This window comes from Mesorhizobium sp. M0587, from assembly GCF_040320945.1.
In the GTDB taxonomy this organism is placed as follows: Bacteria; Pseudomonadota; Alphaproteobacteria; order Rhizobiales; family Rhizobiaceae; genus Mesorhizobium.
In genome coordinates this window covers 24,335-36,270 of the sequence record NZ_JAMYQP010000046.1, presented here as the reverse complement: position 1 = coordinate 36,270, position 11,936 = coordinate 24,335, and the positions used below count along the sequence as shown (strand labels likewise).

Here is an 11,936-nt window from a genome sequence, read left to right as displayed (position 1 = left end):
TGCGCCGGCCAAAGCCGCATAACCAACCGAACCGCCCTGTACGGACCCGTATGCAAGGTGGTGTGGGAGGGGAGGAACCGCGAGGTTCCCCCCTATCCCGATTTGAGCCGGCAACATCGGCTAGCCGGTCGTTCAAGCAGCATTGCATATGAGCCGCACTGTTGCCGCCTCCTGCGATTGTGACGTTTTGGCAACACTTTCTGGACAACCCCTGCGCTGGAAGCCGGGCCGAGGAAATTGCCCATTTCCCGCCATAAACCCGGCGCACCTCGATCCTGTCTCAGGACACGCGCCAAAAGGCTCGGCGATGGGGTAGGCCGCACCGCCCCATTTGCAGGGAAGATGCGGCAAGGAAGAGTATGAACGCCAGAGTCATCTCCAAGGCTAAGCTCCCTAGCCGCCATGTGACCGTCGGTCCGGCACGTGCGCCGCACCGTTCCTATCTCTATGCCATGGGCCTGTCGGCGGCCGAGATCGCGCAGCCGCTGGTCGGCGTCGCATCGTGCTGGAACGAGGCCGCGCCTTGCAACATCTCGCTGATGCGCCAGGCGCAGGTGGTCAAGAAGGGGGTCGCCGCCGCCAACGGCACGCCGCGCGAATTCTGCACCATCACCGTTACCGACGGCATCGCCATGGGCCACCAGGGAATGAAGTCGTCGCTGGTATCGCGCGAGGTCATCGCCGATTCGGTCGAACTCACCATGCGCGGCCATTGCTACGACGCGCTGGTCGGGCTCGCCGGCTGTGACAAGTCGCTGCCCGGCATGATGATGGCCATGGTGCGGCTCAACGTGCCGTCGATCTTCATCTATGGCGGTTCGATCCTGCCCGGCAGCTATCGCGGCCGCCAGATCACCGTGCAGGATGTGTTCGAGGCGGTCGGCCAGCACTCGGTCGGCACGATCGGCGATACCGAACTGCTTGAAATCGAGCAGGCCGCCTGTCCGTCCGCCGGCTCCTGCGGCGCCCAGTTCACCGCCAACACGATGGCCACGGTGGCCGAGGCGATCGGCCTGGCGCTGCCCTATTCCTGCGGCGCGCCGGCGCCTTACGAGATGCGCGACCGATTCAATTTCGCCTCCGGCGAAAAAATCATGGAGCTGATCGAGAGAAACATCCGCCCGCGAGACATCGTCACGCTGAAGGCGCTGGAGAATGCAGCGACCGTTGTCTCCGCCACCGGCGGCTCGACCAACGCAGCGCTGCATCTGCCGGCCATCGCGCATGAGGCCGGGATCAAGTTCGACCTGTTCGACGTGGCGAAGATCTTCGAGAAGACGCCTTACATCGCCGACCTCAAGCCGGGCGGCAAATATGTCGCGAAGGACATGTTCGAGGCCGGCGGCATTCCGCTCCTGATGAAGACGCTGCTCGACCACGGCTATCTGCATGGCGACTGCCTGACCGTGACTGGCCGCACTTTGGCCGAAAACATGGAGCACGTTGCCTGGAATGAAGATCAGGATGTGGTCCGCCCGGCCAACAGACCTATTACCCAAACCGGCGGTGTCGTGGGGTTGAAGGGAAACCTCGCCCCCGAAGGCGCGATCGTGAAAGTCGCGGGCATGACGGAGTTGAAATTCTCCGGTCCGGCGCGCTGCTTCGATTCGGAAGAGGAATGTTTCGAGGCGGTGACGCAGCGCAACTACCGGGAAGGCGAGGTTCTCGTCATTCGCTACGAAGGACCGCGCGGCGGCCCGGGCATGCGCGAGATGCTGTCGACGACGGCGGCCCTTTACGGCCAGGGCATGGGCGGCAAGGTGGCGCTGATCACCGATGGCCGTTTCTCGGGCGCGACGCGCGGCTTCTGCATCGGCCATGTCGGGCCGGAAGCGGCGGTCGGCGGCCCGATCGGGCTGCTCCGGAACGGCGACGTGATTTCGATCGATGCGGTGAACGGAACGATCGACGTGGCGTTATCCGAGGCCGAACTGGCGGCGAGGGCAAAGACATGGAAGGCGCGCACGACCGACTATCAGTCGGGCGCGATATGGAAATACGCACAGACGGTCGGGTCTGCCCGCGACGGCGCGGTCACCCATCCGGGCGGTGCGAAAGAAACACACTGCTATGCGGACATCTGAGTTGTTGAAGTCGTCTGTCCTTTCGGCACTGGTCGTGCTCGCCACTTTTGGCGCGACCTTTGGCGCCGTGGGCCAGGCCATGGCCTTCGACGACAAGGTGTTCGACGACAAGACCGGCGTGAAGCCGCAGTCGAGCCCATGGGCGGTGTTCCAGTTCGGCTTCTCCGCCTACAAGAACGGACACAAGGAACAGGCCGCCGAGGCCTACAAATACGCCGCTGAAAACGGCCAGATCGGCGCCACCTGGAAGCTTGCCCGCATGTATGCCGAGGGCGACGGCGTGGCGCGCGACGATTACGAGGCGTTCAAGTTCTTCTCGGAGATCGTCGACCAGGATGTCGAGCCCGGCTCGCCCGAGGAAAGCTACGTTTCCGACGCGCTGGTGGCGCTTGGCGATTATCTGCGCAAGGGCATTCCAGGCAGCCCGGTCGCCGAAAACGAGGTGGCGGCCCAGGAATATTACATGCGCGCCGCCGCCAACTACCGCAATCCCAACGCCCAGTTCGAGATGGGGCAGATGTTCCTGAAGGGTGAGGGCGGCGTCAAGGCCAGCGTCAAGCAGGCCGGGCGCTGGTTCCAACTCGCCGCCGAGAAAGGCCATGCCGGCGCGCAGGCGACGCTCGGCCATCTGCTGTTCCAGAGCGGCAAGATCGTTCGCGGCCTGGCGATGATGACGGCAGCGCTCGAACGCGCATCGCCTTCCGATCAGCCCTGGATCCGCGGCATGCAGGAAGAGGCCTTCGCCGCCGCCGGCGAAGCCGACCGCCGCACCGCCATCTCGCTGGCCGACGACATTCTCACCAAGGGCGGCACCGCGGACCAGTAGCGCCGCCGGTCGAACTGCCGATCTCCCCCCTCGTGGGGGAGATGTCCGGCAGGACAGAGACCTGCTCCGCAGTGTTTTGGGTTCTTGTAAATTGGAAGCGTAGCGCCGCCCCTCATCCGGCTGCCGCCACCTTCTCCCCGTATAGTGACGGGGAGAAGACGCAGTCCGCGACTTTGGCACTCATTCTGCAACGCTGGTAGTTGGCGAAATCGTCGGACACAGCTCACTTCTCCCCGTCACTATACGGGGAGAAGTGCCCGGCAGGGCGATGAGGGGCAGCCAAAGCGTCAGGAAAGTATCGGCCCAGCACCTACCCCAAAATCAGTTCTCGGTCGGCTCGGTCGGCACCATGCTTGGCGCTGGTGTCGAGATCGGCGTCATGTGCGGATGCGGCGCCAGCGTGTTTTCCGGACAGCTATTCCCGACCTTTGTCCATGAGGTGTTGTTGAGCACCATGTCGCAGCGGGCGAGGTGGCTCTGGTCGGCAATCGTCAGGCAGGCGACCTGGCCGATCTGGAACGATTTTCCGTTGGCGAGACATTCCGGGGCGGCAAAGGCCGGTGCGATCGCGGCGATGGCGAATGCCACGCCGATCGGACAAAGAACAATTCGGATGGTCATGGGAACCCCGGCCGCCATGATGATCTCCCATCATGCGCCGGAATGTGGCGATATGAGGTTCAGCGCGTTCGGCGTCCGGCGTCGGGACGGAGGCTCTCCGTCAGGCCGGCTGGAGCGCGAGATCGATCGCCACCGGCACGTGGTCGGATGGCTTTTCCCAGGCGCGCACATGCTTTTCGATCGAAGCCGACGAGAATCGGTTGGCGGCCTCCGGCGACAGCAGCAGATGATCGATGCGGATGCCGTTGTTCTTCTGCCAGGCGCCGGCCTGGTAGTCCCAGAACGTGTAGGTGTCCGGCGCGTCGGTGACGGCGCGCACGGCCTCGGTGAAACCGAGATTGAGCAGCCGGCGGAAGGCCTGCCGCGTCTGTGGCTGGAACAGCGCGTCGCCCAGCCAGTTCTCCGGAAACCGCGCGTCGACCGGTTCGGGAATGACGTTGTAGTCCCCGGCCAGCACCAGCGCCTCTTCGAGGCTGAGCCGCTCCTGCGCCCACCGCTCCAGCCGCGCCATCCAGTTCAGCTTGAAGGAGAACTTCTTCTCGTCGTCGACCGGATTGCCGTTCGGCAGGTAGAGCGAGGCGACGCGGAGCGCGCCCTTGTCGGTCGAGAACACGCCTTCCATGAACCGCGCTTGCTCGTCGGCGTCGTCGCCGGGCAGGCCTCTGATAACCTCGTCGAAGCGCAGTTTCGACAGGATGGCGACGCCGTTGAAGCCTTTCTGGCCATAGGTTTCGACATTGTAGCCAAGCGCCTCGATCTCGGCGCGCGGGAACTGGTCGTCGACCGTCTTGATCTCCTGCAGACAGGCGATGTCGGGCGCGCTCTCGGTCAGCCAGTGGGTAAGATTGCCGATGCGGGCGCGCACGCCGTTGATGTTCCAGGTGACGATTTTCATGACGGTCTCGATGCTGTTCAGTGGGGTTCTTGTGGCGGATGGCGTTCGACGAGTCCGATCGTATTGCCTGCCGGATCCTTTATAAAGGCCATCCATTCGCTTTCCCCCGCCGGACCGAACAGGCCCTCGGCATCGCGATGGACCAGCGTCGGCGGCGCGGTGAAGGGGACGCCGGCGGCGGTCGCCGAGGCATGGAAGTCGTCGAGGCCTGTTATGTCGAGATAGACCGTTCCCGCCGGTATGCCGTCGGTGAACAGCAGCCTGACATCACCGGCCATGATGAAGGCGATGCCGGGCGGGTCGAAGCGCGCATGCACATTCATGCCGAGCACGTCGCGCCAGAAGGCCAGCGTTGCGTCGAGGTCGCGCCCGGCCGACAGCGCGATCTGACGGACCGCGCCGATTGCAGGCATTTCTAGATGGAGAAGCTCGTGCCGCAGCCGCAGGAGGCGACGGCATTCGGATTGCGGATCTGGAAGGACTGGCCCATCAAATCGTCGACGAAGTCGATCACCGAGCCGCCCATATAGACCAGCGACAAATCGTCGATCAGCACCGTGGCGCCATCCTTCTCGATGGCGACATCGTCGTCATTGCGGGTGTCGACGAGATCGAACTTGTAGGAAAAGCCGGAGCAGCCGCCGCCTTCGACCGAAACGCGCAGCGCGGTCTTGCCGGCCTCGCCCGAAATGATCTTGGCGATCCGCCTTGCGGCGGCTTCGGTCATGTCGACTTTCATGGCAGTCTTGGCATCAGCGCCCATGGGCGTCACCTTGCTTTCGGTTTCACATGATAGGTATGAAGCGCGAGGGGCCAAGTCAACCAGATCACGTTAAGCTGCGGCATCGATCATGACCAACGAGTTGGGCGACATCGGATTTGGCTACCGGCCGCGCGCGGCCTATGCCACCGATCCTGCGTGCTCGCGCGGCCGGCTGTTCGATGAAGTGGAAAGCCCGACCCGCACGCCGTTCCAGCGCGACCGCGACCGCATCATCCATTCGACGGCCTTCCGGCGGCTGAAGCACAAGACTCAGGTCTTCATCGCCCATGAAGGCGATCACTATCGGACCCGGCTGACGCATTCGATCGAGGTGGCGCAGATCGCGCGCGCCCTGGCCAGGGCGCTGCGCGGCGACGAGGATCTGGCCGAGGCGGTAGCGCTGGTGCATGATTTCGGCCACACGCCCTTCGGCCACACCGGCGAGGACGCGCTCAACGAGAAAATGAAGGCCTGGGGCGGCTTCGACCACAACGCACAATCGCTGCGCATCGTAACGAGGCTGGAGGCCCGCTATGCCGAATTCGACGGGCTCAATCTGACCTGGGAAACGCTGGAAGGCCTAGTCAAGCACAATGGGCCACTGACGGACGCCAAAGGCAAGGGCCTGAAAGGGCCGGTGCCGCAGGCGATCCGCGACTACTCGCAGCTGCACGACCTTGAACTGGACCGGTTTGCCGGCATCGAGGCGCAATGCGCGGCGATCGCCGACGATATCGCCTACAACACCCACGACATCGACGACGGCCTGAGGGCAGGGCTGCTGACGCTGGACATGCTGGAGGCGGTTTCGCTGCCCGGAAAGATCCTGGACGGCGTGCGGGCGCGCTATCCCAGGCTCGACGACGTGCGCACCGGCCACGAACTGATGCGCCGGCAGATCACCGCCATGGTCGAGGACGTCATCGTCCGCGCGACCGCCAATCTGGCGCGCGTCAAGCCGCGGAGCGCCGATGCGGTGAGGGCGGCGGGCGAGACGATGGTCACTTTCTCCGCCGAAATGGCCGTGGCCGAGAAGGAACTGAAGGCTTTCCTCTACAAGCATCTCTACCGGCACGAAGAGGTGATGCGGGTGCGCGCCGATGCCGAGCAGATCGTCAGGGACCTGTTCGACGTCTATTTCGCCGATCCGCGCGCTATGCCGGATGGCTGGCGCGAGGGGCTGGATCGGGCCGACGATCGCATCAAGGCGCGCAGCGTTGCCGATTTCCTGGCCGGCATGACCGACACCTACGCGCTCAAGGAACACCGGCGTTTGTTTGACCGCACCCCGGATTTGAGCTAGGGCGGGCTCGATTTTGCCGGCCAGCGAGCCGGATTCGATGCAAGCCGCCAGAGCAACACCCATGAACATCTTCGCCGATTTCACCGCGCGAGTCATAAAGGCCGTCGAAGCGCTTGACCTGAAAGACGGAAATGGCGGTTCGCCCGACCTGTCGCGCATCGCCGTCGAGCCGCCGCGCGACGCCAGCCATGGCGACCTGGCGACGAATGCGGCGATGGTGCTGGCCAAGCCGACCGGCCACAACCCGCGCGCGCTCGCCGAGAGACTGGCGCTGGCCCTGCGCGACGACAGGGATGTCGCCGCCGCTGACGTCGCCGGCCCGGGCTTCGTCAATCTCAGGCTGAAGGACGGCTTCTGGCAGGCGCATTTGACCGCGCTTCTCGGTGAAGGCCGCAATTACGGCCGCTCGACGATCGGGGCTGGCCGGAAAACCAATGTCGAATATGTCTCGGCCAACCCGACGGGGCCGATGCATGTTGGCCACTGCCGTGGCGCGGTGGTCGGCGATGCGCTTGCCAATCTGATGGCCTTCGCCGGCTACGACGTGACCAAGGAATATGTCATCAACGATGCCGGTTCGCAGATCGACGTGCTCGGCCGCTCGGTCGTGCTGCGTTACCGCCAGGCGCTTGGCGAGGATATCGGCGAGATTCCGGCCGGGCTTTATCCCGGCGACTATCTGGTTCCGGTCGGCCAGGCGCTGGCCAAGGAGTTTGGCCATTCGCTGCTCCAGATGCCGGAGGACGAGGCGCTGGCCATCGTCAAGGACCGCACCATCGATGCGATGATGGCGATGATCCGCGAGGACCTGGCGCTGCTCAATGTGCATCACGACGTGTTCTTCTCCGAACGCACGCTGCATGCCGACAACGCAAGGAAGATCCGTTCCGCGATCAGCGACCTGACGCTGAAGGGCCATATCTACAAGGGCAAGCTGCCGCCGCCCAAGGGAGAGAAGCCGGATGACTGGGAAGACCGCGAACAGACGCTGTTCCGCTCGACCGCGGTCGGCGACGACATGGACCGGGCGCTGGTCAAGTCGGATGGCTCGTTCACCTATTTCGCCGCAGACGTCGCCTACCTCAAGGACAAGGTCGATCGCGGCTTCGTCGACCTGATCTATGTGCTCGGCGCCGACCATGGCGGCTATGTCAAGCGGCTGGAAGCGCTGGCGCGGGCCATTGCCGGCAACGAGGTGAAGCTCACCGTCCTGCTGTGCAACCTGGTCAAGCTGTTTCGCGAAGGCGAGCCGGTGCGCATGTCGAAACGATCAGGCGATTTCGTGACGCTGCGCGAGGTGGTGGAAGAGGTCGGGCGCGACCCGGTCCGCTTCATGATGCTCTACCGCAAGAGCGACGCGCCGCTCGATTTCGACTTTGCCAAGGTGACCGAACAGTCCAAGGACAATCCGGTATTCTATGTGCAGTATGCCTCGGCGCGCTGCCATTCGGTGTTCCGGCAGGCAAGCGAGCAGTTGGGCGAGGCGAATTTCGACCGTAACAGCCTGGCGGCGGCGGTGTCATTGCTGACCGACGAAGGCGAGATCGGCCTGATCCGCAAGCTCGCCGAATATCCGCGCCTGATCGAGTCGGCAGCCCTTGCGCTCGAGCCGCACAGGCTGGCATTCTACCTCTACGACTTGGCTTCCAGTTTCCACGGACACTGGAACCGCGGCACGGATAATCCGGACTTACGTTTTGTTAAGGTTAACGACCGAGAATTGACGCATGCCAGACTAGGGCTGGTGCAGGCTGTTTCGGACGTTCTGACGTCCGGCCTGACGTTGATCGGAGCCGCCGCGCCCACCGAAATGCGTTAGGTTTGACTAAAAAACCTGTCACCTTTTGCCCACATTGCGCTGGTAAGGGCCAACCCTGCGCGACGTCCATGGCGTCCGACTGAGTGCGAGTTCGGGAACAATAATGGCAGACAGAACCCAGCTGAGAGCAGCCGATAACAACGACATCGCCGACGACGATCCGTTCGCGGAACTGACCAGGATCATGGGATTCGACCCGCGCCAGCCGGTCAGGCCGCAGGCGCCCGCCCAGCCCAAGGCCATCGCTGACGTTCGGTCGGCGGAAGAAGGCGATTTCGACATCGACCTCGAAAAGGAACTGATGGGCGATTTCGACGCTCGCTACGGCGACGCCGCTTCGGTTGCCGAGGAGCCGGCGTCCGAAACGGTTGCCGCCAGCGCGGCGGATGACGATCTGGCGCTGTCGCTCGACGACGATTTCGATCTGGACATGGCTGATGTCGACACGGCCGAAGCCGACATGGCCGAAGCCGGTGATCACGCGATCGCCGCCAGCCATTTGCATTCAGATGCCGCGGAAGTCGCGCCATCCGTCGAACCCGCCTTCGACGTCGATTTCGACAATGCCGCCGCCAGTTCGCTCGAAGACGTTTCGCCGTTCGAGGACGATCAACCGATGGAGGACGAGCTGGCCGCGTCGCTCGATCAGGGATTCCAGATCGAGGAAGAAGCGAGCGAAGCCCAGCACGCCGTTGCCGAGGCGCCGGTTGCCATCGAGCCTGCCTCCGATCATGAGTTCGACGATGCGATCTCGCTCGAAGACGAGCTGACGCTCGACGGCCATTCGGCGGAGCAGCATCCCGTGGCCGCAACCGCGGTCGAATATAACGAGGTCGAGCAGGCCTCCGCCGCGGATGACGCCCAGCCGATTGCCGAAGAGGATTTTGGCGGTCGCTCAGACGACGCCATGGCCGATGTCGACATGGATCTCGATATTCAGGCGGATTTCGACGGTCAGGCGGAAGAGCCGCAGGCCTTCGACTGGCCGGAAGCGCACGAAGTGCTCGCCGACACCGCGCGGGAAGAGACGTCCAGCCCGGAAGCCGTGTCGGATGATGCGTTCGATCTGAATTTCGACGACCAGTTTGTGCAGACGGCCGAAGAGCCGGTCACCGAGATCGCCGCCGCTCCCGCCCAGCCGGTGGCCCTCGCGGCCGAACCGGTGCAGGCCCCCGTGGAGGATGAACGGAGCCTGGAAGACGAGTTGAGCGCGCTGCTTGGCGCCATGACCGCGCGCCCTGCGCCCGTGGCCAGGGAGCCCGTCACGGTCCAACCGGCCGTCGCTCAGCCGGCCGAAGCTCAGCCGGCTGCCGCTGCTGCAACGGCAGAGATCGCGGAAGAGCCGGCCGTTCCGGCCGCGGACCTCGAATGGGATCTCGATGAACCAGCCGAGGAGCCGCATCACGCCGATGCGACCCAGGCGGCCGATGCCGATTTCGACAATCCGCAGGCCTATGAACTTCAGGACCAGGACGATGAACGTCGGGGCCAGGATGCTGGCGCGCACGCCGCCGGACAGGACGATGTCGATTTCGACGATGATGCGTTCGACGCGGCATTGGCCAAGAGCCTCGATCCGCGTGATGACGAGGCTTCCCGGCAGGATCAGGATGATTCCCTCGATTGGCTGGCGGAACGCTCCACGCCCGCGGAGCCGGCCCGTTCGTGGAGCCGCGTGACGCCGGTTCCGCAGCAGCCGGCATTCGCCGCGCAGCCGAGCCTTGCCAGGAGCGCGGCGCCGGAAGTGGCTGCCGTGCCGTCCTACCGTTCGGCCGAACCGGCCGCGCCTGCTTATGAAGCCCCCGCATTCGTACCGCAGGCGCAACAGCCGGCGCGCTACGAAGACATGCCCGATGTCGAGACTGTCGACGTGCCGGAGCGCGTCGTAGCGCTGGCGGACGATCTCGACATTCCCGAACTGCATTTCGAGGAAGACGAGCCTGCCGCGCCCGGTTATGACGACCTCGACGCCGAGTTCGCCAGCCTTCTCACCGAGATGAATTCCGTGGAGGTCGCTCCCGCGCCGGCGAGCAGCGCCGCCTATGCCGATGAATCCTACAATACCGGATTCAAGCCAAGCCATGATGGATTCAATCCGGGATATGAGCCGGCCAATCCGGGCTACGCGGCGCTCAATCCGGGCTATGAGGGGCTCAATCCGGGATATGAGGGGCTCAATCCGGGTTATGAGGAGCCCAAGCCAACCTATCAGCCGGAAGCACGGAGCTACGCGGCACGGCCGGCGGCAATGTCGGCCCGCGCGGCCGCGCCCACGGGTTATGCCGATGCCGCAGGCTTCGACCTCGATAGCCTGCCCGGCAGCCAGCCGGAGGCGGACGATTTCACCGTCGACGAACTCGACTACGATCCCGAACTGAACGAGGCTATGACCGTTCCGGGTCTCGGCGAGCGCGCGGCCGCGAGACCTTCGCGGGGGCGTGGCCTGTTCATTGCCGCGATTGTCGCTGCCGTGGCGGTCGCGGGCGGGATCGGTGCCTTCGCGCTGTCCTTCGGCGGCAAGGGCGGCAGCGAAGCGCCGGTGATCGTCAAGGCCGACAATGCGCCGATCAAGATCAAGCCGGAAAATCCGGGCGGCGCCGTGGTGCCGAACCAGGACAACAAGGTCTATGACGCGGTGGTCAAGGGCGCGAAGCCCGCCGAAGCGGTCCAGCAAAAGCTCGTCACCAATGTCGAAGAGCCCGTGGACGTCGCGGCGAAGGATCCGGCTCGCGTCGTCGATCTTGCGCCTGAACAGGGCACGGCCATCGGCGGAGCGGATGACGGCAACGCCGCGCAGGCCGCCAGCGCCGCGCCAGCCGACAATGCGGCGCCCGCGCCCAAATCCGAGGATCGCATCGCGCAGGTGCTGCAGGATGCCGACAAGGGCACCGATGCCGATGGCGTCGCGGTTGCACCACGCAAGGTGAGGACCATGGTGGTCAAGTCGGACGGTTCGCTGGTGCCGCGCGAGGATCCGGCACCTGCCGCGCAGCAGGTTGCCGCCACGGAGCCGGTCGATCCGGCGCCGCAGCATGTCGCGCCTGCCGCGCAGGCCGACGGGGCACAGGCCAATGCCGACCAGACCGGCACGGTGGCGCCCGCCGCCGCGCAGGCGGATGACGAGCCGGCGCTCAAGCCCGTGGCCGCCGCCAAGCCCGCGAAGGAAGCCAAGGCTCAATCGTCCAACACGCCGGCCAGGGTTCCGCTCGCGCCGCAGCGCCCGTCCGACCAGCCGGTCGACGTCGTCGGCGAGGTCAAGCCCGACCAGGTCGCGTCCATCGATCCGGCAACGCCAGCCGCCGGCGGTGGTTCGTGGTCGATGCAGATCGCTTCGCAGCCGACGGTGGAAAGCGCCCAGTCGACCTATCAGGATCTGCAGCGCCGCTATGGCAGCGTGCTTTCGGGTCGCACCGCCAACATCGTCAAGGCAGAGATCTCCGGCAAGGGCACGTTCTACCGGGTCCGCGTTCCGGCCCAGTCGCGCAACGATGCCATCAACCTGTGCACCAGCTACAAGGCCGCCGGCGGCAACTGCTTCGTTTCGCGCTAGCAACTCATCCAATCGATCAGCCGGCGCGGTCCTGGACCACGCCGGCTTTTTTCATGGGGAAGCGGATTCCGCGTT

General features: G+C 64.7%; 9 protein-coding genes. 5 read left to right on the top strand and 4 right to left on the bottom strand.

Annotated elements, in window-relative coordinates:
* The first annotated feature begins 359 nt into the window (after positions 1–359).
* Together ilvD and NKI49_RS28740 are read left to right on the top strand one after the other, a co-directional pair.
* A complete protein-coding gene (ilvD, locus tag NKI49_RS28745) occupies positions 360–2,084 on the top strand; it encodes a dihydroxy-acid dehydratase (RefSeq protein ID WP_352607047.1) in 1,725 nt (574 codons plus the stop codon).
* Positions 2,071–2,910 carry a tetratricopeptide repeat protein gene (locus tag NKI49_RS28740; protein WP_352607049.1) on the top strand — a complete coding sequence of 280 codons (840 nt, stop codon included), beginning with the start codon at positions 2,071–2,073 and terminating at the stop codon, positions 2,908–2,910. The genes ilvD and NKI49_RS28740 overlap by 14 nt, the downstream gene beginning before the upstream one ends.
* Before the next feature lie 321 nt (positions 2,911–3,231).
* On the opposite strand, the gene NKI49_RS28735 is transcribed toward NKI49_RS28740, so the two are convergent.
* The 4 genes from NKI49_RS28735 to erpA all read right to left on the bottom strand — a co-directional run bounded on the left by NKI49_RS28735 (position 3,232) and on the right by erpA (position 5,189).
* Complete coding sequence (locus tag NKI49_RS28735; RefSeq protein WP_352607051.1) at positions 3,232–3,549, bottom strand: hypothetical protein; 318 nt, start codon at positions 3,547–3,549, stop codon at positions 3,232–3,234.
* Between the two features lie 82 nt (positions 3,550–3,631).
* Positions 3,632–4,426, bottom strand: a complete 795-nt coding sequence (xth, locus tag NKI49_RS28730) for an exodeoxyribonuclease III (RefSeq protein ID WP_352607053.1) — start codon at positions 4,424–4,426, stop codon at positions 3,632–3,634.
* Positions 4,427–4,443: 17 nt separating this feature from the next.
* Complete coding sequence (locus tag NKI49_RS28725; protein ID WP_352607055.1) at positions 4,444–4,839, bottom strand: VOC family protein; 396 nt, start codon at positions 4,837–4,839, stop codon at positions 4,444–4,446.
* 2 nt (positions 4,840–4,841) lie between these two features.
* Positions 4,842–5,189: an iron-sulfur cluster insertion protein ErpA gene (gene erpA / locus NKI49_RS28720; RefSeq protein WP_352607057.1), complete on the bottom strand. Its 348-nt coding sequence runs from the start codon at positions 5,187–5,189 to the stop codon at positions 4,842–4,844.
* Positions 5,190–5,277: 88 nt separating this feature from the next.
* Between erpA and NKI49_RS28715 the strand changes: the two genes are divergently transcribed.
* From NKI49_RS28715 to NKI49_RS28705, 3 genes are all read left to right on the top strand, one after another.
* Positions 5,278–6,492, top strand: coding sequence for a deoxyguanosinetriphosphate triphosphohydrolase (locus NKI49_RS28715; RefSeq protein WP_352607059.1), 1,215 nt, complete (start codon positions 5,278–5,280; stop codon positions 6,490–6,492).
* A gap of 61 nt (positions 6,493–6,553) precedes the next feature.
* Positions 6,554–8,311, top strand: coding sequence for an arginine--tRNA ligase (argS, locus tag NKI49_RS28710; RefSeq protein ID WP_352607060.1), 1,758 nt, complete (start codon positions 6,554–6,556; stop codon positions 8,309–8,311).
* Between the two features lie 103 nt (positions 8,312–8,414).
* Positions 8,415–11,861, top strand: coding sequence for an SPOR domain-containing protein (locus NKI49_RS28705; RefSeq protein WP_352607062.1), 3,447 nt, complete (start codon positions 8,415–8,417; stop codon positions 11,859–11,861).
* Positions 11,862–11,936 lie beyond the last annotated feature (75 nt).

What these genes read in the sequence shown, in the direction of transcription:
- NKI49_RS28715 (WP_352607059.1), top strand. Translation starts at nt 5,278, where the DNA reads ATGACCAACGAGTTGGGCGACATCGGATTTGGCTACCGGCCGCGCGCG.
- NKI49_RS28705 (WP_352607062.1), top strand. Translation starts at nt 8,415, where the DNA reads ATGGCAGACAGAACCCAGCTGAGAGCAGCCGATAACAACGACATCGCC.
- NKI49_RS28740 (WP_352607049.1), top strand. Translation starts at nt 2,071, where the DNA reads ATGCGGACATCTGAGTTGTTGAAGTCGTCTGTCCTTTCGGCACTGGTC.
- xth (WP_352607053.1), bottom strand. Translation starts at nt 4,426, where the DNA reads ATGAAAATCGTCACCTGGAACATCAACGGCGTGCGCGCCCGCATCGGC.
- argS (WP_352607060.1), top strand. Translation starts at nt 6,554, where the DNA reads ATGAACATCTTCGCCGATTTCACCGCGCGAGTCATAAAGGCCGTCGAA.
- ilvD (WP_352607047.1), top strand. Translation starts at nt 360, where the DNA reads ATGAACGCCAGAGTCATCTCCAAGGCTAAGCTCCCTAGCCGCCATGTG.
- NKI49_RS28735 (WP_352607051.1), bottom strand. Translation starts at nt 3,549, where the DNA reads ATGGCGGCCGGGGTTCCCATGACCATCCGAATTGTTCTTTGTCCGATC.
- NKI49_RS28725 (WP_352607055.1), bottom strand. Translation starts at nt 4,839, where the DNA reads ATGCCTGCAATCGGCGCGGTCCGTCAGATCGCGCTGTCGGCCGGGCGC.
- erpA (WP_352607057.1), bottom strand. Translation starts at nt 5,189, where the DNA reads ATGGGCGCTGATGCCAAGACTGCCATGAAAGTCGACATGACCGAAGCC.